The sequence below is a fragment of the Lysobacter sp. Hz25 genome, from assembly GCF_046097045.1.
In the GTDB taxonomy this organism is placed as follows: domain Bacteria; phylum Pseudomonadota; class Gammaproteobacteria; order Xanthomonadales; family Xanthomonadaceae; genus Lysobacter; species Lysobacter antibioticus_B.
The window spans coordinates 18,078-42,763 of record NZ_CP175666.1 but is presented as its reverse complement, the minus strand read 5'-3'; the positions used below and the strand labels follow the sequence as shown (position 1 = coordinate 42,763).

Annotated in this window: 21 protein-coding genes; 8 read left to right on the top strand and 13 right to left on the bottom strand. The window is 67.3% G+C overall.

Features of this window, described 5'->3' with window-relative positions; translation table 11 throughout:
- Positions 1 to 21 precede the first annotated feature (21 nt).
- Positions 22 to 1,074, top strand: a complete 1,053-nt coding sequence (locus ACKN61_RS00195; RefSeq protein WP_408951770.1) for a class 1 fructose-bisphosphatase — start codon at positions 22 to 24, stop codon at positions 1,072 to 1,074.
- Positions 1,075 to 1,345: 271 nt separating this feature from the next.
- Positions 1,346 to 2,806, top strand: a complete 1,461-nt coding sequence (locus ACKN61_RS00190) for a sigma 54-interacting transcriptional regulator (RefSeq protein ID WP_408951769.1) — start codon at positions 1,346 to 1,348, stop codon at positions 2,804 to 2,806.
- A gap of 13 nt (positions 2,807 to 2,819) precedes the next feature.
- Here the strand turns inward: ACKN61_RS00190 and ACKN61_RS00185 are convergent, their stop codons facing one another.
- Positions 2,820 to 3,962, bottom strand: a complete 1,143-nt coding sequence (locus ACKN61_RS00185; RefSeq protein ID WP_408951768.1) for a sensor histidine kinase — start codon at positions 3,960 to 3,962, stop codon at positions 2,820 to 2,822.
- Between the two features lie 314 nt (positions 3,963 to 4,276).
- On the opposite strand from ACKN61_RS00185, the gene ACKN61_RS00180 reads away from it, so the two are divergent.
- Complete coding sequence (locus ACKN61_RS00180) at positions 4,277 to 4,924, top strand: glutathione S-transferase family protein (RefSeq protein WP_408951767.1); 648 nt, start codon at positions 4,277 to 4,279, stop codon at positions 4,922 to 4,924.
- A gap of 375 nt (positions 4,925 to 5,299) precedes the next feature.
- On the opposite strand, the gene ACKN61_RS00175 is transcribed toward ACKN61_RS00180, so the two are convergent.
- From ACKN61_RS00175 to ACKN61_RS00145, 7 genes are all read right to left on the bottom strand, one after another.
- Positions 5,300 to 6,649: a transporter gene (locus ACKN61_RS00175; RefSeq protein WP_408951766.1), complete on the bottom strand. Its 1,350-nt coding sequence runs from the start codon at positions 6,647 to 6,649 to the stop codon at positions 5,300 to 5,302.
- Positions 6,650 to 6,685: 36 nt separating this feature from the next.
- Complete coding sequence (locus ACKN61_RS00170; RefSeq protein ID WP_408951765.1) at positions 6,686 to 7,429, bottom strand: hypothetical protein; 744 nt, start codon at positions 7,427 to 7,429, stop codon at positions 6,686 to 6,688.
- A 48-nt stretch (positions 7,430 to 7,477) separates the two neighbouring features.
- A complete protein-coding gene (locus ACKN61_RS00165) occupies positions 7,478 to 8,203 on the bottom strand; it encodes a C39 family peptidase (RefSeq protein ID WP_408951764.1) in 726 nt (241 codons plus the stop codon).
- A gap of 97 nt (positions 8,204 to 8,300) precedes the next feature.
- Positions 8,301 to 9,122 (bottom strand): hypothetical protein, encoded by an 822-nt coding sequence (locus tag ACKN61_RS00160; protein WP_408951763.1) that lies wholly within the window; start codon positions 9,120 to 9,122, stop codon positions 8,301 to 8,303.
- 68 nt (positions 9,123 to 9,190) lie between these two features.
- Positions 9,191 to 9,958, bottom strand: coding sequence for a hypothetical protein (locus ACKN61_RS00155; protein ID WP_408951762.1), 768 nt, complete (start codon positions 9,956 to 9,958; stop codon positions 9,191 to 9,193).
- A 51-nt stretch (positions 9,959 to 10,009) separates the two neighbouring features.
- Positions 10,010 to 10,642, bottom strand: coding sequence for a hypothetical protein (locus ACKN61_RS00150; protein WP_408951761.1), 633 nt, complete (start codon positions 10,640 to 10,642; stop codon positions 10,010 to 10,012).
- Positions 10,639 to 11,184: a hypothetical protein gene (locus ACKN61_RS00145; protein WP_408951760.1), complete on the bottom strand. Its 546-nt coding sequence runs from the start codon at positions 11,182 to 11,184 to the stop codon at positions 10,639 to 10,641. Before ACKN61_RS00145 ends, ACKN61_RS00150 begins: the two co-directional genes overlap by 4 nt.
- 342 nt (positions 11,185 to 11,526) lie before the next feature.
- Here ACKN61_RS00145 and ACKN61_RS00140 point away from each other — a divergent pair, with 342 nt between their 5' ends.
- On the top strand, positions 11,527 to 12,243 hold the full coding sequence (locus ACKN61_RS00140; RefSeq protein WP_408951759.1) for a 2OG-Fe(II) oxygenase: 717 nt from the start codon (positions 11,527 to 11,529) through the stop codon (positions 12,241 to 12,243).
- A gap of 454 nt (positions 12,244 to 12,697) precedes the next feature.
- Here the strand turns inward: ACKN61_RS00140 and ACKN61_RS00135 are convergent, their stop codons facing one another.
- Both ACKN61_RS00135 and ACKN61_RS00130 read right to left on the bottom strand, forming a co-directional pair.
- Positions 12,698 to 13,132 (bottom strand): response regulator, encoded by a 435-nt coding sequence (locus tag ACKN61_RS00135; RefSeq protein WP_031374300.1) that lies wholly within the window; start codon positions 13,130 to 13,132, stop codon positions 12,698 to 12,700.
- A complete protein-coding gene (locus ACKN61_RS00130) occupies positions 13,125 to 14,315 on the bottom strand; it encodes a sensor histidine kinase (RefSeq protein ID WP_408951758.1) in 1,191 nt (396 codons plus the stop codon). Before ACKN61_RS00130 ends, ACKN61_RS00135 begins: the two co-directional genes overlap by 8 nt.
- A 121-nt stretch (positions 14,316 to 14,436) precedes the next feature.
- Here ACKN61_RS00130 and ACKN61_RS00125 point away from each other — a divergent pair, with 121 nt between their 5' ends.
- The 3 genes from ACKN61_RS00125 (at position 14,437) to ACKN61_RS00115 (ending at position 19,758) form a co-directional block, all read left to right on the top strand.
- Entirely contained in the window at positions 14,437 to 16,242 is a 1,806-nt protein-coding gene (locus ACKN61_RS00125; RefSeq protein ID WP_408951757.1) for an SLC13 family permease, read from the top strand.
- Between the two features lie 304 nt (positions 16,243 to 16,546).
- Positions 16,547 to 16,765 (top strand): hypothetical protein, encoded by a 219-nt coding sequence (locus tag ACKN61_RS00120; protein WP_031374303.1) that lies wholly within the window; start codon positions 16,547 to 16,549, stop codon positions 16,763 to 16,765.
- Positions 16,766 to 17,883: 1,118 nt separating this feature from the next.
- Entirely contained in the window at positions 17,884 to 19,758 is a 1,875-nt protein-coding gene (locus ACKN61_RS00115; RefSeq protein ID WP_408951756.1) for a M4 family metallopeptidase, read from the top strand.
- A gap of 130 nt (positions 19,759 to 19,888) precedes the next feature.
- Here ACKN61_RS00115 and ACKN61_RS00110 read toward each other — a convergent pair whose 3' ends face one another.
- Together ACKN61_RS00110 and ACKN61_RS00105 are read right to left on the bottom strand one after the other, a co-directional pair.
- Positions 19,889 to 20,596: a lysozyme inhibitor LprI family protein gene (locus tag ACKN61_RS00110; protein WP_408951755.1), complete on the bottom strand. Its 708-nt coding sequence runs from the start codon at positions 20,594 to 20,596 to the stop codon at positions 19,889 to 19,891.
- 190 nt (positions 20,597 to 20,786) lie between these two features.
- Positions 20,787 to 21,689 carry a LysR family transcriptional regulator gene (locus ACKN61_RS00105; protein WP_408951754.1) on the bottom strand — a complete coding sequence of 301 codons (903 nt, stop codon included), beginning with the start codon at positions 21,687 to 21,689 and terminating at the stop codon, positions 20,787 to 20,789.
- 119 nt (positions 21,690 to 21,808) lie between these two features.
- On the opposite strand from ACKN61_RS00105, the gene ACKN61_RS00100 reads away from it, so the two are divergent.
- Positions 21,809 to 23,389 (top strand): MFS transporter, encoded by a 1,581-nt coding sequence (locus tag ACKN61_RS00100; protein ID WP_408951753.1) that lies wholly within the window; start codon positions 21,809 to 21,811, stop codon positions 23,387 to 23,389.
- A gap of 37 nt (positions 23,390 to 23,426) precedes the next feature.
- Here the strand turns inward: ACKN61_RS00100 and ACKN61_RS00095 are convergent, their stop codons facing one another.
- Complete coding sequence (locus ACKN61_RS00095; protein WP_408951752.1) at positions 23,427 to 24,530, bottom strand: PA0069 family radical SAM protein; 1,104 nt, start codon at positions 24,528 to 24,530, stop codon at positions 23,427 to 23,429.
- Positions 24,531 to 24,686 lie beyond the last annotated feature (156 nt).

Below are 24,686 nucleotides of genomic sequence, written 5' to 3'. Positions count from 1 at the left end.
CTCGCCGCCACCGTCCCCGCCATGTCCGCCACCTCCCCCGTGCCCAGCAGCATTTCCCTGACCCGCTATCTGATCGAAGAACAGCGCGCCGGACGCATCAACCCCGACCTGCGCCTGCTGATCGAAGTCGTCGCCCGCGCCTGCAAGACCATCTCGATCGCGGTCGGCAAGGGCGCGCTCGGCGGCGTGCTCGGCGAAGCCGGCACCCCCGGCGAAGCCAGCATGAACATCCAGGGCGAGGCACAGAAGAAGCTCGACGTGCTCAGCAACGAGATCCTGCTCGAAGCCAACGCCTGGGGCGGCCACCTCGCCGGCCTGGCCTCGGAAGAGATGGACACCTCGCACCCGATCCCGGACGTCTACCCGCGCGGCAACTACCTGCTGCTGTTCGATCCCCTCGACGGTTCGTCCAACATCGACGTCAACATCTCGGTCGGCACCATCTTCTCGGTGTTGCGTTGCCCCGACGGCGTAACCCAGGCGGCCGACAAGGACTTCCTCCAGCCCGGCACCGAGCAGGTCTGCGCCGGCTACACCACCTACGGCCCGAGCACGATGCTGGTGCTGACCATCGGCAACGGCACCCATGCCTTCACCCTCGACCGCGAAGTCGGCAGCTTCGTGATGACCACGCGCAACATGACCATTCCCGAGGAAACCAAGGAATTCGCGGTCAACATGTCCAACCAGCGCCATTGGCAGCCGCCGATGCAGGCCTACGTGGCCGATCTGCTGGCCGGCAAGGAAGGCCCGCGCGGCAAGGACTTCAACATGCGCTGGGTCGCCTCGATGGTCGCCGACGTGCACCGCATCCTGACCCGCGGCGGCATCTTCAGCTATCCGCTCGACGCCAAGTGCGCCGACAAGGGCGGCAAGCTGCGCCTGATGTACGAAGCCAACCCGATGAGCTTCCTGGTCGAACAGGCCGGCGGCGCCGCCAGCACCGGCCGCCAGCGCATGCTCGAAGTGCAGCCGACCGGCCTGCACATGCGCGTGCCGGTGTTCATCGGCAGCAAGACCGAGGTCGAAACCGCAGTGCGCTACCACCGCGAACACGATGCTGAACAAGCTTGATCCAGGCTTGAGCGCCCTCTGAAACGGCGGCTCTCCCCGCTCTCGGGGAGAGCCGCCGGACCGACGGACACGATTCGCACGGTCCGCTGCGCAGCACCGCATTCCTCACCAAGCTGAACACGCCGCTCCCATTACTGAATCGACTTTTCGCCGCTGTCTAAACGCGCATCGCGGCGAAGACCGGTCGTCCGATGACCGGCTTTGCTTCGAATGTGCGTTAGGAGTATCACTTGCAGTAATTGCTGGCGCTTTGCGCCGCGGGGAAACGGCAATGTCGAACAGCACTCGGCGCGACTTGGGGGGTCGCTACGCGACCAACGGCGTGGCATCGCCGAAACTTGCGATAGCGCGCGACATCGGAGGCCGCGAACTGCTTTATCTGAGCCCCGGCGGTGCCGGGCGCATGCACGCCCTGGCGGCGTTGCAGACCCTCGGCTGGACCTTGCGCCGCGCGGTCGATGCACGCGGCGCGCTGCGCATGCTGCACGCCAACCTGCGCCTGCCGCATGCGGTGTTGCTCGATCTGCGCGAAGGTTTCGATGCGCGCGATCTCGAGGAACTCGGTCCGGCCTTGAGTGCGCATAACGCCGGCTGGATCGCCGGCGTCTCCACCGACCAGATCGAAGACCCGATCGTGCGGCGCCTGATCCGCGACTACTGTTACGACTACGTCACCCTGCCCTGCCCCGAGGCCGTGCTGCACACGGTGATCGGCCACGCCTACGGCATGGCCGCGCTGGCCTGCGGTCACAGCGACGATGCCGCATCGAGCTACGTCGACGGCATGGTCGGCGAAAGCGAGTCCATGCGCTCGCTGTGCCGGATCTTGAACAAGGCCGCATCGACGGATGCGCCGGCCTTCATCGCCGGCGAGACCGGCACCGGCAAGGAACTCGCGGCCATGGCGATCCACCGCCATTCGCGCCGCCAGCGCAGTCCCTTCGTCGCGATCAACTGCGGCGCGATTCCGCACAACCTGATCGAGTCGGAGCTGTTCGGCTACGAACGCGGCGCCTTCACCGGCGCGCAGCAGCGCAAACTCGGCCGCATCGAAATGGCCAACGGCGGCACCTTGTTCCTCGACGAAATCGGCGACCTGCCGCTCGACAGCCAGACCTCGCTGCTGCGTTTCCTCGAACAAGGCAGCATCGAACGGCTCGGCGGCCAAGGCCCGATCAAGGTCGACGTGCGCATCGTCTCGGCGACCCATCACGACCTCGACCTCGCCGTCGCCGAGGGGCGTTTCCGCAGCGACCTCTATCACCGCCTGTGCGTGCTGCGCCTGCAGCTGCCGCCGCTGCGCGAACGCGGCGGCGACATCGACCTGCTCGCCGACTACGCGTTGCAACGTTATTCGCAGGAAAACACCCGCGGCCTGAAGGGGTTTTCGCCGTGCGCACGCCACGCCATGCACCGCCATACTTGGCCGGGCAACGTGCGCGAACTGATCAACCGCGTGCGCCAGGCCGTGGTGATGGCCGAGGGCCGCTACATCACCGCCGCCGACCTGCGCATCGGCGCGCTCGGCGACGGCCAGCCGATGACCCTGGAAGAAGCGCGCGACGCCGCCACCCGCGAAGCGATCGAACGCGCCCTGCACCGCAACCGCCGCCGCCTCGGCGAATCGGCGCGCGAACTCGGCGTATCGCGGGTCACGCTGTATCGGCTGATGCAGAAGCTGGGCATGCGCAGCAACGAAGAGGACGTGCCCGAGGAAGCCGAGACCGCCTGAGCGGCGCCCTCGCCTAGCGCTTGGCTTCTTCCAGCGAACGACGCGGCAAGTCGATGGTGAACACGCAGCCGGAACCCGGAAGGTTGCGGACGCTGAGCTCGCCCTTGTTGGCCAGGATGCTGCGGCGGGCGATCGATAAGCCCAATCCCAGCCCGCTGGTGTCCGCGCCGGCCTGGGTGAACGGATGGAACAAGCGCTCGGCATCGCCTGGCGGCAGCCCGCCGCAACGGTCCTCGACATCGATCAGGATGCGGTCGGCTGCGGCATAGGCGTTGAGGACGATCTCGCTGCCGGGATGGGAAAACTTGAACGCGTTCTGCAGCAGATTGCCCACCGCCGACAACAACAGGTCGCGGTCGGCATCGACCGCCAACAGCGGGTCGACGTTCGAGACGGCCAGGCTGCAGTTTCTGACCTGCGCTTCGAGCGACGCCGACAGTTTGATCTCGGCGATGAAATCGGCCAGCGAGAACAGGTGCTGATGCACCGGCATCCCGGCGGTCATGCGCACCTCGGCCAACGAACGGTCGATCAGGTTGCCCAGGCTCACCAAGGCGCGGTCGAGCACGCCGCCGGTGGCGCCGCCCAGGCCGACGTTGCCTTCCTTGATGATCGACAGCGCCAGCGTCGCGGTGCAAAGGTGGTTGCGCAGTTCGTGGGCGAAGAAGCCCAGCTTCTCGTTCAGGACGTCGACCTGCTGACCGGCGAGGGCGAAATCGTGTTGATAGCCGAATTCGGTCACCGCATTGGCGATCGCATTGTCGAGGCAGCGATTGAGCGTGCGGAACTCGTCGATATCGATTTGCACGCCGCGTTCGAACGCCAGGTCGGTGATCGCCTGGCACAGGTCGCCGTAGTCGTGGACGACCGCATCGATGCTGAAACCGTGGGCCAGCAATTCCTTGCCGTGCAGCGCCGCGGTTTCGCCGATTTCCGACAGGGCCGGCTTGCCGCCGCCGGTGGGGCCGGACACCTTGCGGCTGCGCGAGGGCTCGGACGTCTGTTCGACCCGCAGGGTTTTGATGAGCTGCTCCAGGAACACGGTGATTCCGTGTTCCAGCTCCACCTCCGGCACGCCCGGCGGCGCGCGCCGGGCAACCTTGACCCGGCATCGGGCGATCAGCTCGGCGCGGTTCGATGTGAGGAACTCATGCATCATTCCGGCACGATACGCGGCCCTTGTTCAGTCTGTTGTGGCGACGGCCGGCCCGCGGACGGGCGGAACCGTCCACCGGCATCGGATCGGCCGGCGTATCGCCAGACCGCGCGCCGCCGCCGCGCCTGCTGCCCACCGCGGACGAATAGATATATTCTTTAAAATCAATTACCTATATCGGATTCCGGGGCCGCGCCATCGACTCCGGCAGCCGTCGCCTACGCGCATCGCGCCGGCCGCGGCGACCCGGCCGCGTCGATTCGCCGCCTTGCCGTTCGTCGGATGGATATCACCGCAAACGACGGAGCACCGATATGAGGATCTATTGGATCAAGGCCCAGGCACCGCGACGGGTACTGGCGCTGGTCAAACACCTCGGCATCGACGCCGAGCTGATCGAGAAAGACCTGATGGCCGGCGAACTCAAGGCCGCCGACTACGCCGCCCTCAACCCCAACTGCAAGGCGCCGACGCTGGTCGATGGCGACCGGGTGCTGTGGGAATCCTCGGCGATCATGGCCTACCTGTGCATCAAGCACGGCTCGGACATGTGGCCGGCGCACTCGCCCGACGAACAGATCGAAGTGTTGCGCTGGCTGTCGTGGAACGACTGCCACTGGGCGAACGCGGTCTCGCCGTTCTACTTCGAGCACGTGGTCAAGAGCACGTTCGGACTCGGTCCGCCGGACCTGGAGCTGTTGAAGGCGGAAACCGCGGGACTGATCCGATTCGCCCGCGTGCTCGACGCCCACCTTGCCGATCGCCGCTACGTGGCTTGCGGCCGGCTGACCATCGCCGACTTCCAACTCGCCTCGATGGCGGCCTACTGGCGCGAATCGGACATGCCGCTCGATGCGTTCGCGAACATCCTGCGCTGGCTCGACGACTTGATGCGCATCCCGGCCTGGGCCGATCCCTGGCCGAGCGAAGGCAGGCCTCTGGCCGCGGTTGCGGCGCGCTGAGCCCCGCATTGCTATCGTTGAGAGACGAGTGCGTCCGTTGCGCTCCCTTTCTTGCATCGCCCCCTTTGACAAAGCGGCGAGCGCACGACAGAGCACGAAGCCCGTATCGAGTTTCGGCGCGGGGGATTTGCGGTCCGGCGCGATGTATGGAGGCGAGCAAGAGCAAATCCCCCCTGCCACCCTTTTCAAAGGGGGAACGGCAAACTGCGAGGGCAATGCGAAGCACGGACAAAAATCGGGACGGAGGCCTCACACCTCCGTCCCGGCGCGAGCGTCGTCGGAACCGACGCCTCTCCCGCAGAAAACGAGCGCGATGTGTATGTCCGATGCTCCCCGTTTGCAGTTCCCCTGTTGCGACTCCCCGGTACGACTCCCCTAGAACGAACGCGATGTGCGCAATGCGAGCACGTAGTTCGGCGCATCCGGGGTCAGGCCGGCGGCGATCTGGGCGTTGAAGGTCCAGCCCGACGGCAACACGTAGCTGGCGCCGATGTTGAGCGTGGTGCTGTTGCTGGAACTGCCCGGCACGGTGCGCTTCGGGCCGCCCGGCGCGGTGGTGGCGGTGGAGGCGGTCACCGCGGTGGCGACGCTGAAGCTGACCGCGGAGCGATCGTTGAGCGCGATCGCCAGGCCGCCGCTGAGCAACAGCGTGTTGCCGAGCTCGACCCGCGCCGGCGACACCTGTTCGGCGACCGGCGAGATGTCGTCGAAGTCGGTGGGCTTGTTGTAGGTGTAGCCGATGTTGCCGAACAGGATCACCGGATCGTAGGTGCGCAACGCGGAAACGTTGAACGTCGCACTCCAGATGCCGGAGCCGGTCGGCAGGTTCTCGGGAATGTTGAGGTTGTTGTTGTCGCCGTCGGGCTGGATCAGCTTGAGACCGAAGGGGTCGCGCCCGGTGGGCGCGCGCACGCGCAGGCTGGTGACGATATCGGGCCAGCGCTGCGATTCCTTGACCCATTGGTAGTACACCGCCACGCTCGCATCGCCGACGCCTTTCGAGCGCATGCTCACTTCGCTGAGCACGCTCGATGCGCCACCGGCGCCGCCGCTGACGAAACGCGAGTCGCGATACACGTAGGGCACGCTGGCCTCGACGCTGAGCCGATCGGTAAAACCGTAGCGACCGGTGAGATCCAGGGTGGCGATGCTGGCCTTGGTCTGATCGAGGTTGATGCTGCCCAGGAAAATCGCATCCAGCGCCAGGAAGCCGCTCAGGGCCAGTTGGCGGCGGTCGTAATAGCTGTAGCTCAGACCGGTATCGAGGGTGAACTTGCGCTCGAACAAGGGCGCGTGCTCGCGCACCACCAAGGCCTTTTCCTGCTCGCGGCGTTGCGCGTCTTCGGCGCGCTGGGTCTGGCCGACCTGGACCGGGGCCCCGCGGTCTTGTTCGTCGTTGCCAGCGGTCTCCGAGGCCTTGCGTCGCGCCTCTTCCGAAGCCTCTCGCGCGATCTTGGTGGCGTTGTCCTGGTAGCCGGCATCGGGCGAAGCATCGCCCGGCGCGCCGAGTCCGCGCCCGCGTTGCGCCAGTTCGAGTCCGTCGACCTGCTGGCGCAGACGCTCGATCTCGGCGCGCTGCGCGGCCAGTTCACGGCCCATGTCGAGCATGCGCTGGTGCAGCGACACCGTGCCCGTATCGGTGTGAGCTTCGGCTCCGGTCGCGTATGCCTGTCCGCTCAAAGCCAGCGACAGGGCGAGGGTCAACGGTGTCAGCGCGGTGCGCATGGTCTCGACATCCTTAGCAAGAGGGGTGCGCGATGTTCAGCGCGGCAGCGCACGCAGACCTTCCAACGCCTGTTGCATGCCGAGCTGACCGCCTTGCTGCGGCGTGATCGCCGAAGTGACCAGTTGCAGTTGCATGCGATTGCTGCCGGCAAGGTCGTTGCCGGCGATACGGCCGAGCTGGACGATGCCGCCGTGCGCGCCGGCGTCGAGTTGTTGCTGCACCAGCGCACCCGGGCCTTCGACCCCGATCTGCACGCCGCCGTCGAGGAAGGTCACTTGTGCGGTCATCGGCCCGGCGCCGGCCTGGCTCTGGGTCTGGCCGTTGAAGCCGCCGGCGTCGACATGGTCGACGAAGTGGATCGAGGTCAGGTTGGACAGGCGATTGCGATCGCCGGCGATCTGCGCGATCTGGCCGATGCCGTTGACCTGCAGCGCTTCAGCGCCGGTGGCGCTGGTATTGGCCGCGAGCGGCGCATCCAGACCGGCTTCGGCGTGGCTGCGCGCATCGACGTGCACCGCGTAACCGTTGCTCTCGCGTTCGATCATCAACGAGCCGCTGGCGACGGCGTTGCCTTGCTGGGCCGTGCTCAGACTGGAGACCAGGTCCACGCGCAGGCCGACCAACATCTGCGCACCGAAGTACTTGCCGCAGACGGTCGCGAGCGTGGCCTCGTCGACCAGCTCTGCTTTCAGAGGGGGCAGGGCGACCGCGGGTTGGACCGCGGCCGCCGCTGCCACGAGGGCCGTGAACAGGGCACAGGGGAGTGATGGACGGTTCATCGGGCACCTCGAACGCTTTGCATGCGCACCGGATCGGTGCGCGGACTGTCAGAACAAATCGGCAATCACCAACCCGAACTCGACCACGCGCGGCGGCGTGGTCGCACGATCGAGCGCTTCCACGCGCCGCTCCAGGGCCGGCGAGCTGCGATGCTTGACCAAGTAGGAATCGGCGCGCATCGGCTTGTCGCCGACCACCGCCAGTACGATGCCGTTCCAGCCCTGGACGAAATCGGCCTCGAGCATCACCCGGTGGCCCAGCGCGGGGTCGGCGACGAACACGCGTCCGCCGGCGGCACCCTTGACCACGACGAAATGGCGATAGCCCTTGAGGTCGAGCAGGGCGATCACCGGCATCTGCAGGCGGTACAACGCATCGGGCTCGATGCGGAATCCATGCGCGCGCAGACCGACGCTTTCGACATAGCGCTTCATGTCCAGCATCGAGAAGCCGTTGCGTACGACTTCCTTGGGATCCACGCCGATCATCATTTTCTTGATCAGCTCCGGCTCGCTCACGTCCATGCCGTAGCCGTAGTGGAGCAGGCTGGCCAACGCCGCCGAGCCGCAGCTGAAGTCGTAGCGTTGCTGAAGCAGATCGCGATAGCGCAGGTCGCGCATCGTGCGCATCTTCTTGACCACCGGCACTGCGCCGTTGCCGGTCATGCGGGTCAGATCGACCGTGGTTCTGCGCTCGACCGGCGCCTGCGCATGACCGACGCCGCACCATGAAGCGGCGCAGAGGCAGGCAATCCACAAACCGATCAAACGCATGTCGATTCCGCCGAAGAGGTGCAGCAGGCTGCGAAGGACAGACATCCGCGGCGACCTGGATGGCGGTCGCCGCGGATGGACGCAACAACAACAACGATCAGTCGCCGCAACTCGAGCCGCAGGTCGGCGGCGGAGGCGGTGGTGGCGCGCAGGCGCCGCAGGACGCGGTTGCGATCGACAGGCCGTTGTGCTGCAGGTTGCCGACGCCGGAGGCGACGTTGACGCCGATGTTGCCTTGCGCACCGGACAGCGCGTTGCCGTCGAGGGTGGCGAACAGATCCAGGCTGATGCGCCGGCCTTCGCTGTCGAGCAGGTTCAGCATGGCCGTCTGTTCGCTGTCGGAGGTCGCGATGGCGAGTCGGCCGGAGCTGTTCACCGAAGCCGCCATGCCGTTGCTCTGGGCATTGCCGACGCCCGCGGCTACGTTGACGCCGATGTTGCCCTTGGCGTTCGACAGTGCGTTGCCGTCGAGCGCAGCGCTGTAGTAAGTGTGGTCGGTATTGGTAGTGGCGTAGTTGGCGAGCGAATCCTGGCTGCTGAACACCATCGCCGATGCGAACACCTTCTCGCCGTCGACCGCCGACAGAGCGGTGTCGTTGGCCTGGGTGTTGCCGACGCCGGCGGCGACGTTGGCGCCGATGTTGCCTTGCGCGTCCGACAACGCATCGCCGCCGAGATGGGCGTCGTGATCGCCATCGCCGAGCGAGAGGTTGCCGAGAGTGCTCTGATCCTGGTCGACGGTCGCGGCCGATTCGGATGCGACGCGGATCTTGCCCTTGACCCGGACCCGTCCGGACACGTCGATGTTGTTGCTGACGCTGGTGTTGCTGTAGATCTGCGCGTCGTCGCCCTCGGCCAATGCCGGCAAGGCGACGCTCGAGACCAACGCGAGCGCCAGCAGGGTGTGGTGAAGTTTCATATCCAGTCTCCGTATGCTTCGAAGCAGCGCGCGAAACGGCCGCGGCTTGCGCCGCGGCCGTGTGCGGATCAGTCGCAGCTACCGCAGGAGGCGGTCGCGATCGACAGGCCGTTGTGCTGCAGGTTGCCGACGCCGGCGGCGACGTTGGCGCCGATGTTGCCCTGCGCGCCCGACAACGCACTGCCCGCGAGGGTCGCGAAGGTGTCGAGATCGCAAGCGGCCGCCAGGGTGTTCAACCAGGCGTCCTGCTCGCTGTCGGAGGCCGCCTTGGCGATCGTGCCGGAGCTGTTGACCGATGCGGCCATCGCGTTGCTCTGCGCATTGCCGACGCCCGAGGCCACGTTCACGCCGATGTTGCCCTTGGCATTGGACAGCGCATCGCCGTTGAGGGTGGCGCGGTAATCGGTGTCCTGCTGCGACGAGTAGGCGAAGTTGAAGCTCGATTCCTGGTTGTTGAAGGTCATCGCCGAAGCGAACACCTTTTCGCCGTCGACCGCGGACAGCGCGGTGTCATTGGCCTGGGTATTGCCGACGCCGGCGGCGACGTTCGCACCGATGTTGCCTTGCGCATCCGACAGGGCGCTGCCGCCGAGATGGGCGGTATGGTCGCCGTCGCCGAGCGACTCGTTGGCGAAGGTGGTCTGGTCCTGATCGACAGTGGCGGCGGACTCGGAAGCGACGCGGATTTTGCCCTTGACCCAGACCCGGCCGGCCACACCGATGTTGTTGCTGATGTTGGTCGAGCTGTGGATATCGGCGTCGTCCCCTTCGGCATAAGCCGGCGCGGCCAGAACCATGCCGAGCGCGAGGGCAAGCAGAGTGAATTGAACTTTCATGATCTCTCTCCTGGTGGTGGTTGGTATCGCCTTGCGTTCTGCCGCTTTTTTTTAAAAGCCCCCGGGCAGTTGGAGCACGATGGCGTTGGCCGATGAATTGCCCACCCCCACCGTCTGATTGATTTGCAGCACGCCTTCGCCGCCCCGGAAGGCATCGCCGGCGATCGCCGCTTCGCGCTGGCGCGGCGCGGTTTCGCTGCCGGCATTGGCTTGGGTTTCGCCGGCGATCGTCGCCAGCGCGGTGTCGTCGAGCCCGACCGATGCAGTGCCGGTGGCCAGCACGAACAGGTTCGCCTGCGCATTGCCGGCACCGGCGCTCTGGTTCACCGAAAGCAGGCCATGGCTGTCGGCGAAGGCGCCGGCGCCGATATGCGCGGAGGCATCGCGCAGCCCGTCGTTCGCATCGACCGTGCTTTGCCCGGCACTGGCCGACGCGATCGCGACCCCTTCGGTCGCGACCGCGATCGCAGCGAGGTTGGTCTGGACGTTGCCGACCCCGGCGGTCTGGTTGACTGCGGCGCGGCCGTCGATCGCCCGGCCGCTGTCGGCACCGATGCGGGCGCGATCGGCGCCGCTCGCGGGCGTGGCTTCGGTCGCTTGCGTGTCGGTGGAGACGGCGGTCGCGAACAGGCAAGCCACCAGCCAAAGCGGTGCCAGACGCAACGGGCGTAGACGAATGCTCATCGACCGTTCCCCTGCGGCGCGAGCGCCTGCATCACGCTGCCGGTGACCAGGTCGGCGATGCCGGAGGTCGCATGGGTCACCGCGCCGCCCACGCTCGCGGTCGGCCCCACCGGGGTGGCAGCGGACGGTCCGAGCAGGCCGTTATTGCCGGAGGCACCGAACGAATCGGTCGGCACCAGCATTCCGGTCAGGGCGCCGGTCGCGGCGGCCGGGCTGAGTCCGGTGGAACCGTGCTGGCCGAGTTCGGCGTCGCCGATCAGGGGCGCCAGCGATTGGTCGAGGGTGCCGTGGAAGACCTGGCCCGGAAACGTCGTCGCTTCGGTGCGGATCGGGTTTTCCTGCGCGGGCAGGGCCCGGTAGGCGATGCGCGGGTGGACGGTGCGTGCGATGACCACGGTCGGGTCGCCCGCCGGGGCCTGACCGGCTTGTTGGCCGTGTGCCCGCCCGGCGAAGAGCCCCAGCAGCGTGACCGCAACCAGCGCAGCGGCTCGCATGGCCTGCAGTCGCTGCTCGGTCGGGACGGAACGGTAGGAGATGGCCATGGCTCGGACTCCGGGACGGCGGGTCCGCTTCGGGCAAACGAGGCGGGTGCAGAGCCTGACGCGAGAGTCGTGCCAACAATTCAAGCCATTGAATTTAAAATATTTTCCTATAAGCAAGGCGCGCTTGCGACGGTGCCGCACAACGAAAACGTTACAAGGCTGGAACGTGCCTGGAAGTCGCTCCGAGCAGTGGATGTCGCGTCAAACCCACGTGAAAGAGCCGATTCAGCGGCCATATAGGTTCCGACGAATGTGTGCAATACGGCGCACTTAGGCCGTTGCCTTTTTGCAACGCGCCTCGCGTGCGAGGATGGCCGCCTTCCCGCGCTCGCTTCCCAAGCCATGTCATCGACGACCGACGCCCCGGACGATTTCATCGAGGTCTATCCCGAGGCCCTGACGCGCGAGCAATGCGCCGACCTGCTGCGCCGTTTCGACGCCAGCCGCGAGAGCGAGCCGGGCCGGGTCGGCGGCGGCGTCATGCCCGACCTCAAGGACAGCCGCGACCTGACCATCACCGGGCGCGAAGGTTGGAAGGACATCGAGATCGCCTTGAACCTGGCGGTGTTCCGCGGCCTGCTGAGCTATCTGCGCCGCTACCCGCACACGATGATCGCGCCGCTGATGCTGGAAGCGCCGTCGGCCGAGGGCAAGCGCCACCGTCTCACCCCCGAACGCATGGCCGAGATGGACGACAACGCGCTGGCGCCGATCGCCCAGACCGTGTTCCGCCCGGGATCGATCAATCTGCAGCGCTACACTGCCGATCGCGGCGGTTATCCGTACTGGCACTGCGAGTTGTATCCGCGCGACCCGGGTGCAGAGACCCTGCACCGCCACGTGCTGTGGACGATCTACCTCAACGACGGCTTCGAGGAAGGCGAGACCGAGTTCCTGTATCAGCGCCGCAAGATCGTCCCACGCGCCGGCGACCTGCTGATCGCACCGGCCGCGTTCACCCACACCCATCGCGGCAACCGGCCCAGGGGCGGCGACAAATACATCGCGACCAGCTGGATCCTGTTCCAGCGCGCGGAGCAGTTGTTCGGCGGGCGCTGAGGCTATACGCGTGAGGCGGGTTGGGTAGCGCGCGAAGGCAAATCTCCCGGCGCAGCCGTTACACAGGCAGCCGTTTTATCCAGGCGCCAGCCCCCTTTTTCAAAGGGGGCGAATCGACGCGTGCTCGACGAAGTCGTCGCACATTCGACTAGCACGTACTCGATCAGATCGCCTGCAGCGCGTTCGACGCAATCGCCTGGAGCTATGAAGCAAATCCCCCGGCGCAGCGGTTACACAGGCACCCGTTTCACGCAGGCGCCAGCCCCCTTTTAAAAAGGGGGCGAGTTGACGCGGCCACAGCCCGTACAGGTTCGAATCCCACGCGCGAGCTCCCACCTCGAAACAAGCTCCCCCCTTTGCAAAAGGGGGGCAGGGGGGATTTGCTGTTGCTGTTCGCTGCTGCCGAGTCGTCGCTACCGGCCGTTGCGGCCACGACCACCGCTGCCGCGGCGACTCACGGATTACGCGGGTGGTTCAACACCAGCCAGTACAGGCCGACCTGTTTGACCGCCCACACGAACTGCTCGAAATCCACCGGCTTCTGGATGTAGCTGTTGACCCCGAGCGCGTAGCTCGCCTCGACGTCGAAGGGCTCGGTGCTGGTGGTCAGCACCACCACCGGCAGAGTGCGGGTGGGCTCGTGGGCGCGGATCGCCTGCAACACTTCGCGGCCGTCGACCTTCGGCAGATTGAGGTCGAGCAAGACGATCGAGGGCAGGTCGTTGGGGTCGCGATCGGAATAACGGCCACGGGCGAACAGGTAATCCAGCGCCTCGGCGCCGTCGCCCATCACCACCAGCCTGTTGGCGATCTTGGCCTCGTCGAAGGCGAGCCGGGTCAGCTCGACGTCGTCGGGATTGTCTTCGACCAGCAGGATTTCCTTATGCATCTGTGTTTTCCTCGCCTGTCGCGGCGACAGGCAATTCCACTATGAATGTACTGCCCGCACCGGGCTGCGAATGAGCGCGCAGCTCGCCGCGGTGGCGTTCGACCACGCGGCGCGCGATCGCCAGGCCCAAACCGTGACCGCCGCCCTGGTCCGGCCCGTGCAGGCGCTGGAAGGGTTCGAACAGCTTGTGAGCATATCGCATGTCGAAACCGGCCCCGTGGTCGCGGATGGTCAGCAGCAGACGGCCCGCGACGGTCTCGCCGCTGACCTCGATGCGCACCGGTTCGACCTGGCCCTCGCGCTCGCACGAAAACTTCCATGCGTTGTGCATGAGCTGGTTCAACATCAGCTTGAGCAGGCGTTCGTCGCCTTCGACCTGCAGGCCGGGCTGGACCGAAACTTCGCCGCGATGGCGCGGATCGGCGTCCTGCAGCTCGGCGCCGACCCAGTCGGCGAGCAGGCTCAGGTCGACCGGCGCGACCCGCATCTCGGCGCGGGTCACGTGCGACAACTCGGTCAGCGCGGCGAGCAGGCTGGTCATGCGCGAAGCCGCGGCGCGGATGCGCCCCAGGTAATCGCGATCGGTCTCGTTCAAGCGTTCGATCGCGCGTTCGCTGAGCAGGGCGGAGAAACTTTCGATCGAGCGCAGCGGCGCGCGCAGGTCGTGGGCGACCGCGTCGGCGAACAACTGCAACTGGCGGTTGGAGGCGTCGAGCGCGGCGCCGCGTTCCTCGATGCGGGCGCTCAGGGCGATGCCGGCCTCGCGTTCGCCGCGGATGTCGCGCATGTGCGAGATGAAGTACTGCGGCGCGCCGGACTCGTCGCGCATCACCGCGACGTTGAGCTGCACCCACACCTCGCTGCCGTCGCGATGGACGTAGCGCTTGTGTTCGTCGACCGAGGCCAGGCTGCCGTTGACCAGCGCGGTGACCAGGTTGTTGCTGATCGCCAGATCGTCGGGGTGGGTCACTTCGCTGTAGTGGTGGCCACGCAACTCGTCTTCGCGGTAACCCAGCATCGCGCACAAGGCCGGATTGATTTCCAGCCAGATGCCCTCGATCGAGACGATGGCCATGCCGATGTTCGACGCGGCCATGGCCTGCCGGAAACGATCGTCGCCCATCTTCGACGCCACCGCAGCGGTGGCGTGGTCGGCGGTGGTCGTGGCGCGCGGTAGGCTCATCGGTGCCGGGGCAGGGGTCTTCGGGGATTATGTGACCGGGGAGTGTATCCGCCCGGTTCGTGACGGCACGGTGGACGGTCGCATACGGCGCCGACACAGCCAAGTCGAGCACAATGCCGGCATGGATTTTCCTCAGATCGCCTTCCTGCTGATCCTGGGCGCCGCGCTGTATCTGTTCATCAGCGAGCGCCTGCGGGTCGATGTCACCGCCATGCTGACCCTGCTGGCGCTGGTCCTGACCGGCGTACTCGACGCCAAGCAGGCCTTGTCGGGCTTCGCCAGCGAACCGGCGATCATCGTCGCGGCGGTGTTCGTGATCTCCGGCGGCCTGGCCGCGACCGGCATCACCGAACGCTTGGGCCAGTGGATCGGCGACGCCTCCGGCAAAAGCGAGAGCCGCGCGATCGCGGTCACCATGCCGGCGGTGGCGGCGCTGTCCTCGTTCACCCACCACGTCATGGTCACGGCGATGATGCTGCCGATCCTGACCCGCTTCGCCAAGGCGCGCGGGCTGTCGGTGTCGCGCCTGCTCATGCCGATGTCGTTCGCGGCGTCGCTGGGCACCACTCTGACCCTGGTCAGCGCGCCGGCCTTCCTGCTCGCCGACAACCTGATCGAACGCACCGGCGCACCGGGCCTGGGCATCTTCTCGATCACCCCGATCGGCCTGGCCCTGGTCGCACTGGGCGTGGTCTATATGCTCGCCACGCGCTGGCTGTTGCCCAAGCGCAGCGGCGAGCACGGCGACGACGGCTATCTGCGCCTGGACCGCTACCGCACCGAACTGTTGATCGTCGAAGGCTCGCGCTGGAGCACGCGCCCGCTGGCCGAGTTGCAGAAGGCCCTCGGCGACCGCTTCGTCCTGACCGGCTGGCTGCGCGACGGCCAACGCCGCCAGGACCTCGGCCCGAGCAGCCCGCTGATCAGCGGCGACATCCTGCTGGTCGAAGCTTCGGCCGACGCCTTCGCCTCGCTGCACGACGACGGCGGGCTCGATCTCAATGCGATCGCGCGCTTCGGCGACAGCGTCACCGGCCACGGCGACGGCGAACCGCAGCTGGTCCAGGCGGTGGTCGCGCCGGGCTCGGAATTCATCGGACGCAGCGTGCGCGAACTCGATTTCGCGCGCCGCTTCCACGCCGTCATCGCCGGCCTGTGGCGCCGCCAGGGCGCGGTCGCGCCGCGCTTGTCGGACGCACGCCTGCGCGAAGGCGACCTGTTGGTGCTGTGGGGCCGGCCTTCGCGTTTTGCCGAGCTGGCCGCGCACCACGGCTTTCTGATGCTGGTGCCGTTCGCCGGCGAAGCGCGCCGCCGCATCCGTGCGCCGCTGGCGCTGGCGATCCTCGCCGCGACCGTGATCGCCGCGGCCACCGAATGGCTGCCGGCGTCGCTGGCCTTCCTGTTGGGCGCGGTGGCGATGGTCGCCACGCGCTGCGTCGACGTCGAACAGGCGTATCGCGAGATCGACGTGCGCATCTTCGTGATGATCGCCGGGGTGATCCCGCTCGGCGTGGCGATGGAACAGACCGGCACCGCGCAATTGCTCGCGCAGGGCCTGTTGCACGTGGTCGCGGGCTGGTCGCCGCTGGCGATCCTGCTGGTGATGTTCGCCTCCGCCGCCTTGCTGACCCAGATCCTTTCCGACGCCGCCACCACCGTGCTGCTCGGCCCGATCGCGATTTCGCTGGCGCAGTCGCTGGGCCTGCCGCCGACGCCGTTCGTGGTCTGCACCGCGCTCGGTGCGGTCGCCGCCTTCCTGACCCCGATCGGCCATCACGGCAACCTGCTGATCCTCGGGCCGGGCCAATACCGCTTCAACGACTTCCTGCGCATCGGCTTGCCGCTGACCACCATGGTCGCCCTGGTCAGCGCCTGGATGGCGCGTTGGTTGTGGCTCGACGGGCCGCTGTGGCCGTTGTCGTCCTGACGGCGGCGCGTTCGCCGGCGCATCCTTCGGCTGCATTTCGACGATGGGCCGCGGCAACATCTCAATCGTCATCGCTATCGACGATCCGCCCGCGCTCGAAGGGTAGGGAATTTCCTACGCCACGTTCGGCGATCCACTGAGAGCAATCGGTCACAGCTTGCCTCAACTTACCCAGGCCCCGGCAGCGCGACGAGTGCGTTGGCAAGGAAGCCGCTCAGCAAAGGATCGGTCGCCGCCTTGAGCAAGCGGTCCAGCTGGGCCGGGGCCCTTCTTCCTTTCGATTCCTCCGAATCCAGGCGCGGTCATGCGTTACACGGTGCAACTGAGCGAATCCGATTACCAAGGCCGTCGCCTTTCCTGCGACGTCGCCGACGAATGCTTCAACGATGCCATCCAGGCCTCGCAAGCGGCCAAGACCGAAGCCTTCCACCTGACCGTGCAGCTCGGCCTGCCGGTCGCCATCCGCATTTTCGAAGACAGCCGCATCTACCTGTCGCACATCATGCCGGCGCCGCAGCGCTGAGGGCTGGCGTCCCGCAACGCCGGGAAAACCCGAGCCCTCTTGTAGGAGCTGCGCAAGCTGCGACCGCGGGCCTGCGGCCAGCGGCGCGGATACGGGCGGCTGCGCGGTCGCGACTTGCGTCGCTCCTACCCTGAAGCAGCAGATCGCCTCGAAAGCCCGAAGCCTCTTGTAGGAGCTGCGCAAGCTGCGACCGCGGGCCTTCGGCCAGCGGCGCAGACACGGACGACTGCGCGGTCGCGACTTGCGTCGCTCCTACCCTGAAGCAGCAGATCGCCTCGAAAGCCCGAAGCCTCTTGTAGGAGCTGCGTAAGCTGCGACCGCGGGCCTTCGGCCAGCGGCGCAGATACGGGCCACTGCGCGGTCGCGACTTGCGTCGCTCCTACCCTGAAGCAGCAGATCGCCTCGAAAGCCCGAAGCCTCTTGTAGGAGCTGCGCAAGCTGCGACCGCGGGCCTTCGGCCAGCGGCGCAGACACGGACGACTGCGCGGTCGCGACTTGCGTCGCTCCTACCCTGAAGCAGCAGATCGCCTCGAAAGCCCGAAGCCTCTTGTAGGAGCTGCGTAAGCTGCGACCGCGGGCCTTCGGCCAGCGGCGCGGATACGGGCGACTACGCGGTCGCGACTCACGTCGCTCCTACCCTGAAGCAGCAGCTCGCCTCGAAAGCCCGAAGCTTCTTGTAGCAGCTGCGTAAGCTGCGACCACGAACCCGACACCACGACGAAGATACGGGCCGAACCCCCCATCTGCCGCATGCGATTCGTTACCCGCCCGCAATACCGTCTCATCATCGAAGGCATCGCGCACGCGCACGAACACGCGCGAAGGCAGACACACGCCACACGCACCGCACGCGGCACGCCGCACACTCTGACGCGCATCTCAGTTCGCATACGCGATACGCGGCGCCGCTGCTCCGCGGGTAGGGGGTCGTTACCCGAGCGCGTTCCCATCTATGGGGAGGGGCCGAAGAAGACGAGCCGCCGCCTGCGACGAATCGTCTTCGGGGCATGCACGACCTCTGCCGCAATGCACGACACCGCTTCGCGACTGCGTTCGCGCGGCGGCTCTTGGCTGGTCTTTTCTTATTTCGATCTACGACTCGGAGAAACCGCATGTCCATGAAACAACGTGTCTTGACCGCTTCGATCCTGCTGGCGGTGACCGGCACCACCGCGACCGCGCTGGTCACCGCGCAGCACTACCGCGATGCCGGCAAGGCATCGGCGCAAACCAACGGTAATGCCGCGAACGCATCGGCGACGGCATCGGCCAGGGCGGCCGCTGCCGCGCGCACGCCGGGCTTCGCACTGGCGCCGACCGTCTCGGGCGCCACCTCCAGCGCACAACTCGCCCGGCATCCGGCGGTGGCGCGCGCACGCGAACAACTGCTCGCGCAGAAGCTGCGCGGCGCCGCGGCGCAGGCCGACCGCGAGGCGATCGACGCCGAGCAGTACCTGCCGCGCGACGTTATCGTCGAGGCCGACGGCAGCGAGCACGTGCGTTTCAATCGCGATTACCAGGGCCTGCCGGTGATCGGCGGCGACCTGGTCACGCACATGAAGGACGGCCTGTTGACCTCGGTCAGCAAGACCATGGACCTCAAACTCGGCCAGGGCGGCGCCAAGGCGCCGAAGCTGTCGGTGGCGCAGGCGGTGACCGACGCCGGCGTGCATTTCACCGGCCGTTTCATGGATAAGCCGACCTCGCGCATGGTGTACTTCGCCAAGGATAACCAGCCGAAACTGGCGTACGAAGTAACCTTCCGCGGGCTTAACAAGGCCGAGCGCCCGGTCCACGACATGATCTATGTCGATGCCGACAACGGCGCCTTGCTCGGCCGCGACAGCAAGATCTACAGCGCCGAAGCGGCCCAGGGCGAGGGTTTCACCATCACCCGCGGCAAGGTCGCGATCTCGACCAGCAAGGTCGGCGCCGAGGAAAGCGACGGCCGCGGCGCGGGCTATCTGCTGCGCGACGACAAGCGCGGCGGCGGCAGCTTGCACAACACCGGCGGCACGGTGGTCGACCTTTATTTCGGCGGCGGCGACTTCAGCGCACCGCCGATGTTCGACAAGGACAACGTCTGGGGCAACGAACAGATGTCCAACATCGAGCGCACCGGCGTGGAAGCCCACTACGGCGTGTCCAAGACCTGGGACTACTACAAGAAGCTGTACGACCGCGTCGGCATCTTCGGCGACAGCAAGGGCGTGGAAAGCTTCGTCAACGTGACCTTCTCGATCTTCTACTTCATCGACGCCGGCGGCACCAATGCGTTCTGGGACGGCGAGGCCAAGCGCATGGTCTACGGCAACGGCGACTACGGTATTTCCAATCCGGTGGTCGCGCTCGACGTCGCCGGCCACGAGATGTCGCACGGCGTGACCCAGGCGACCTCGAACCTGGCCTATGCCGGCGACGCCGGCGGCCTCAACGAAGCCACCTCCGACATCCACGGCACCCTGGTCGAGTTCTTCGACAACAGCCCGAAAGATCCGCCGGATTACCTGATCGGCGAGAACGTCATGCTCGACGGCACGCCGCTGCGCTACATGTTCAAGCCCAGCCTCGACGTCGCCGAAGACGGCAGCGGTTCCTTCGATTGCTACCCGGCCGGCGGCTTCACCGACGAAGATCCGCACTACACCTCCGGCGTCGGCAACCACTTCTTCTATCTGCTTGCCGAAGGGCAGAAGGTGCCGAAGTCGCATCGCAAGACCCTGCTGCCGGCCGACCTGGTCTGCAACGGCGCGACCGGGCTCAAGGGCATCACCCCGAACACCGCCGGCCAGATCTGGTATCGCGCCAACACCTTGTACCTGACCTCGCAGTCGTCCTACCCGCAGGCGCGCGAAGCGACTCAGACCGCGGCCCAGGACCTGGTCGACAAGGGCCTGCTGAAGGCCAGCGTGGTGAAGTCGGTGGCTTGCGCCTGGGAAGCGGTCAACGTCTCGCTGCCGGAAGGCTCCACCGGTCTGCGCTGCAAGGGCTGATCCGCGCCGCTTCGGTTGAGTAGTCCAGTTTCGTAGTGGTTACGGCCTCCGTCGCGCGAAAGCGCGGCGGGGGCCGTTTTCGTTCGACCTTGCCGAGTCGCGAGACGATCCGATCAGGCAGTGCGGCCGCTCACTCCGCGCTCGGCGGCACCGCGAAGTACACGCCTTCCAGGCTGCCGTTGTGACCGCAGTAGTCGGGACCGAGCAACGCTTTGCCGCCCGCATCCAGCGCCTGCACGCGCAAGGCCGCGCCTTCGCGGGTCAGCTTCAAGGAACTGCGCTCGCCGCCCTCGACCTGCACGGTCAACGCCGCGCCGACGCTCCGCCCGCTGCCGCTGGCATCGCACAGCCAGCGGCCATCGAGCGGATGCGCGGCATTCGCCTCGACTTTCAGACGGCCGGCACCGTCGTCGACCACGTCGATGCCGCCGGCGAGGTTGCGCCAGCTGCCGACCAGTCCGACCGGCGGCTGCACACGTATCTGCGACAAAGTGCGCGCGCGGTCGTCGAGCAAAGCCTGGAGCGACTGCGCCCGGTTCGCCGCGCTGGCATTGTCGTAGGCCGCGTCGCGGATGCCGATGAACCAGCGTTGGTCCTCACGCAGTCCGCTTGCGGCCTGGGCATCGAGCGATTTGCGCAAGCGCTCGTAAGCGCGGCCGACTGCGGCATCGGCACGGGCCAGGCCGTCGTTTCTGCAGATCGCTTTCTCGACCGCGCTGGCGGCCTTGGCGCAATCGAAAGAGGGCTTCGCCGAAGCGGGCGGGGCGGCGAACGCCGAAGCCGAAGCCATGAGCGTTACGGCGAGCACTGCGGAAGAGGCGAGGGTGGGTGACGTCACGGCGGCGGGGTCCTGGGCTGCGTGGAGGAGGGGCATTGCGGAATCGATGAGGGCATCGAGACGGGCGTCGCGCATGCCATCGGCCTTTGCGGACACAGCTTGCGCGCGAATGCCGTCGTTCTCCAGCGGCTGCATGGACTGCGCGTTGTGCGATGGCCTCAACGATGGCGTGCCGTCGGTTCGTTCGCGGTCATGCGATCGGCTTGTGCACGAACAGGTGTTCGTCGATGAAGTCCAGAAACACCCGCAGCTTCGGCGAGATATGCCGGTGCGCCGGCCACAACGCCCAGAATTGCCCGCGCTGGGTCTCGAAGCCGGGCAACACGCGCCGCAACTGTCCGCTGGCGAGCCGGTCGCGGACCAGGAAATCCACGGTGTAGACGATGCCCAGCCCGTGCACCGCGGCCAGCACCGCCGCTTCGCTGTTGTTGCAGATCAACGCCGGCGGCAGGTGCGGCGGCGCTTCGCCGGGTTCGAGCCGCAGCGACCATTCCTGCACCTTGCCGCTGTTGGCGAAGCGGAAGTGGATGCAGTCGTGAGCTTCCAGGTCGGCCGGCAGGCGCGGTTCGCCGCGCCGCGCGAGGTAGTCGGGCGAGGCGCACAACATGAAGCAGAACGGGCCGAGCCGCCGCGCGCGCAGCCGCGAGTCGGGCATGTCGCCGCTGCGGATCACCACGTCGAAACCGCCGTCGATCACGTCGACCAACTGGTCGTCGAAATCCAGCTCCAGCTCGACCTCGGGATAACGCGCGCGGAATTCGCCGAGCACCGGCACCAGAAAGCGATAGCCCGCGGTCGGCAGGCCCACCCGCAGGCGTCCGCGCGGCGCCTGCATCGCATGGGTCAACATCGCCTCGGCTTCGTCGAGTTCGTCGAGCAAGGGCCGGCAGCGCTCGTAGAACATGCGGCCCTCTTCGGTCAGGCGCACGTTGCGGGTGTTGCGCTGGAGCAGGCGCACGCCGAGTTGCTGTTCGAGCTTGGCCACGCTCTTGCCGATCGCCGAGGCGGACACGCCGATCTGGCGCCCGGCGGCGACGAAGCTGCGGGTCTCGGCGGTGCGGACGAAGGCGAGCAGGCTGCCGAGCTTGTCCATGGGGCGGTCCGGCGGCGGCAATTGCGGACAATTGTTCCATAAAGCACGGATCGGGCCGGTGTTTTTCTGCGATTGCGGCGCTTCTACCCTGGCGGTCTGCCCCTTCGCGCGACTCGCCCATGCCCCCTTCCGACCCCGCGGCCGGCGCCTCCGGCCGCCTCGACCGTTTCCTGATCCTCGGCGCCGTGTGCCTGGCCGGGCTGGTCCTGCCCTTGAGTTTCACCGGCCCGCCGGTGGCGATTCCGGCCATCGCCGCCGAACTCGGCGGCAGCCCGGTCGCGCTGAACTGGATGACCAACGCCTTCATGCTGGCCTTCGGCAGTTGCCTGATGGCGGCCGGCACGCTCGCCGACACCTTTGGCCGCAAGCGCATCTTCGCCATCGGCATCGTGTCCTATGCGGTGGTGTCGCTGCTGTTGGCGCTGGCGCCGAACCTGGCCACGCTCAACGCCCTGCGCATCGTCCAGGGCATCGCCGCCGCGCTCGCCCTGGCCGGCGGCAACGCTGCGCTGTCGCAGGAGTTCCACGGCCCCGGACGCATCCGCGCCTTCAGTCTGCTGGGGACGAGTTTCGGCCTCGGCCTGGCGTTCGGACCCAGCCTCGCCGGCTGGCTGGTGCAGGCGCAGGGCTGGCGCGCGGTGTTCCTGTCGAGCCTGGTGATCGCCGCGCTGGCCACCGTGTTCGGCCTGCCGCGCATGCGCGAGTCGCGCGATCCCGCCGCGACCGGCCTGGACTGGCGCGGCAGCCTCAGTTCGACGGCGATGCTCGCGCTGTTGACGGTCGGCGTGCTGGAAGCGCCCGAACGCGGCTGGAGCGATCCCTGGGTGCTCGCCGCCCTGGCCGGCGCGGCCTTGTTGCTGGCGCTGTTCGTGCGTGTGGAGACGCGAGCGGTGCGGCCGATGCTCGACCTCAGCCTGTTCCGCCTGCCGCGTTTCGTCGGCGCGCAGTTGCTGCCGATCGGCACCGGCCTGTGCTACCTGGTGTTGATCATCGTGCTGCCGGTGCGTTTGATCGGCATCCACGGCCACAGTGCGCTCGACGCCGGCCTGTTGATGATCGCCTTGTCGGCGCCGATGCTGGTGGTGCCGATCCTGGCCGCGGTGCTGAGCCATCGCATCGCCGCCGGCGCCTTATGCGGTGCCGGCCTGTCGCTCGCCGCCGTCGGCCTGGTCTGGCTCGGTGCGATCGCCGGCGACGCCACGCCGGCGCAGTTGATCGCGCCGATGCTGTTGATCGGTACCGGTTCGGCGGTGCCCTGGGGCCTGATGGACGGGCTGGCGATCAGCGTGGTGCCGAAGGAACGCGCCGGCATGGCCGCCGGCGTGTTCGGCGCCAGCCGCGTGTCCGGCGAAGGCCTCGCCATCGCGGTCGCCGCCGCGGCCCTGGCCAGCCTGCTCAAGCTGCGTCTGCACAGCCTGGGCGCGGTCGACGGCCACGCCCTCGTCCAGGCGGCGCAACGCCTGGCCACCGGCGACGCCGCGCGCGCGCAGGCGCTGCTGCCGGCGCTCGACCCCGCCTTGCTGCTGCGCAGTTACGACGAAGCTTTCGCCTGGCTGATGTACGGTCTGGCCGGCGTCACCGCGGCGATCGCCTGGCTTGCCTATGTCTTGCTCGGCAACGCCTCGGCGCACGAGCCGGCGGCTGTGCCGGATGCGGCCGGCGGGGACATCGGCGCGGCGGCGCGCGAAGCCGCGTGCTGAGTGCGGCCATGCCGCGCTACTCGCCGCCGATGCCGGCTCAGAACAGCTCCAACTGCGGGGTCGGCTTGCGCGGGGCGACGAACTGGCTGGTGTCCAAGGCCGGCAGCCGCCCGTAGCCGTGCTTGCGCCAGGCCTTCTGGAAACGCTGTTCGATCAGCTGCGCGAACGGGCCTTCGCCGCGCATGCGCTTGCCGAACGCGCTGTCGTAATCCTTGCCGCCGCGCATCTGCTGGATCAGGCTCATCACGTGCGCGGCGCGGTCGGGGTAGTGCAGTTGCAGCCAGTCGCGCCAGACCTGCTTGAGTTCGTGCGGCAGGCGCAGCAGCACGTAACCGGCGGCGCGCGCACCGGCCTGGTGCGCGGCGGCGAGGATCTGTTCGAGCTCGCCGTCGTTGATCATCGGGATGGTCGGCGCGACCAGCACCCCGACCGGCACGCCGGCTTCGGCGAGGGTGCGCATGGCCTTGAGCCGCGAATGCGGCGCCGAGGCTCTCGGCTCCATCTTCGCCGAGAGCTGGTTGTCCAAGGTGGTGACCGAGAAATACACCGACACCAGGCGGCGCCGCGCCATCGAGGCCAACACTTCGACGTCGCGCACGATCGAGGCGTTCTTGGTGATCATGCTGAAGGGATGCGAGCAGGCGTCCAGCACGTCCATCACGCCGCGGGTGATGCGGTACCGGCGCTCGATCGGCTGGTAGGCATCGGTGTTGATGCCGAGCGCGATCGGGGCGCACTCGTAACCGGGGCGGGCGAGTTCGTTCTGCAGGCGTTCGGCGGCATTGACCTTGGCGAACAGCCGGGTCTCGAAGTCCAGGCCCGGCGACAGTTCCAGGTAAGCATGCGAGGGTCGCGCGAAGCAGTACACGCAACCGTGTTCGCAGCCGCGATAAGGATTGACCGACTGGCTGAAGCCGATGTCGGGCGAATCGTTGCGGGTGATGATGCTGCGCGCGGTTTCCTCGCGCACCTGGGTGTCCGGGCGCGAGCTCGCGTCGGCGTCTTCGTAGACCGAGCCCCAGCCGTCGTCCTCGCCCTGGACGGTGGTGACGGCGTAGCGCCCGGCCACGTATGACGCCGCCCCGCGGCCCTTGAAGGCAGTCGGCTGGATCGAGAGTCGGGCTTTGCGCGCAGCGTCCATCCGTGCAGCCTACGCCGGCGCCGTCGCAGGTTTCGCGACGCCGCCGGATCGCTCGGTTCCGCTGCTGCGTCGCCTGCCGGCTGAATGCGCCAGGGAGCAGTCCGAGCGCCGCATTCCGTGCCGCGTGGTGCCCGCGGAGCGAGGCACCGCGTTCGA

Coding starts and splice junctions, on each gene's coding strand:
- ACKN61_RS00185 (WP_408951768.1), bottom strand. CDS start 3,962: ATGCATGAGTTCCTCACATCGAACCGCGCCGAGCTGATCGCCCGATGC.
- ACKN61_RS00095 (WP_408951752.1), bottom strand. CDS start 24,530: ATGGACGCTGCGCGCAAAGCCCGACTCTCGATCCAGCCGACTGCCTTC.
- ACKN61_RS00130 (WP_408951758.1), bottom strand. CDS start 14,315: ATGAGCCTACCGCGCGCCACGACCACCGCCGACCACGCCACCGCTGCG.
- ACKN61_RS00105 (WP_408951754.1), bottom strand. CDS start 21,689: ATGGACAAGCTCGGCAGCCTGCTCGCCTTCGTCCGCACCGCCGAGACC.
- ACKN61_RS00115 (WP_408951756.1), top strand. CDS start 17,884: ATGAAACAACGTGTCTTGACCGCTTCGATCCTGCTGGCGGTGACCGGC.
- ACKN61_RS00100 (WP_408951753.1), top strand. CDS start 21,809: ATGCCCCCTTCCGACCCCGCGGCCGGCGCCTCCGGCCGCCTCGACCGT.
- ACKN61_RS00120 (WP_031374303.1), top strand. CDS start 16,547: ATGCGTTACACGGTGCAACTGAGCGAATCCGATTACCAAGGCCGTCGC.
- ACKN61_RS00190 (WP_408951769.1), top strand. CDS start 1,346: ATGTCGAACAGCACTCGGCGCGACTTGGGGGGTCGCTACGCGACCAAC.
- ACKN61_RS00160 (WP_408951763.1), bottom strand. CDS start 9,122: ATGAAACTTCACCACACCCTGCTGGCGCTCGCGTTGGTCTCGAGCGTC.
- ACKN61_RS00175 (WP_408951766.1), bottom strand. CDS start 6,649: ATGCGCACCGCGCTGACACCGTTGACCCTCGCCCTGTCGCTGGCTTTG.
- ACKN61_RS00195 (WP_408951770.1), top strand. CDS start 22: ATGTCCGCCACCTCCCCCGTGCCCAGCAGCATTTCCCTGACCCGCTAT.
- ACKN61_RS00145 (WP_408951760.1), bottom strand. CDS start 11,184: ATGGCCATCTCCTACCGTTCCGTCCCGACCGAGCAGCGACTGCAGGCC.
- ACKN61_RS00150 (WP_408951761.1), bottom strand. CDS start 10,642: ATGAGCATTCGTCTACGCCCGTTGCGTCTGGCACCGCTTTGGCTGGTG.
- ACKN61_RS00170 (WP_408951765.1), bottom strand. CDS start 7,429: ATGAACCGTCCATCACTCCCCTGTGCCCTGTTCACGGCCCTCGTGGCA.
- ACKN61_RS00125 (WP_408951757.1), top strand. CDS start 14,437: ATGGATTTTCCTCAGATCGCCTTCCTGCTGATCCTGGGCGCCGCGCTG.
- ACKN61_RS00140 (WP_408951759.1), top strand. CDS start 11,527: ATGTCATCGACGACCGACGCCCCGGACGATTTCATCGAGGTCTATCCC.
- ACKN61_RS00180 (WP_408951767.1), top strand. CDS start 4,277: ATGAGGATCTATTGGATCAAGGCCCAGGCACCGCGACGGGTACTGGCG.
- ACKN61_RS00165 (WP_408951764.1), bottom strand. CDS start 8,203: ATGCGTTTGATCGGTTTGTGGATTGCCTGCCTCTGCGCCGCTTCATGG.
- ACKN61_RS00135 (WP_031374300.1), bottom strand. CDS start 13,132: ATGCATAAGGAAATCCTGCTGGTCGAAGACAATCCCGACGACGTCGAG.
- ACKN61_RS00155 (WP_408951762.1), bottom strand. CDS start 9,958: ATGAAAGTTCAATTCACTCTGCTTGCCCTCGCGCTCGGCATGGTTCTG.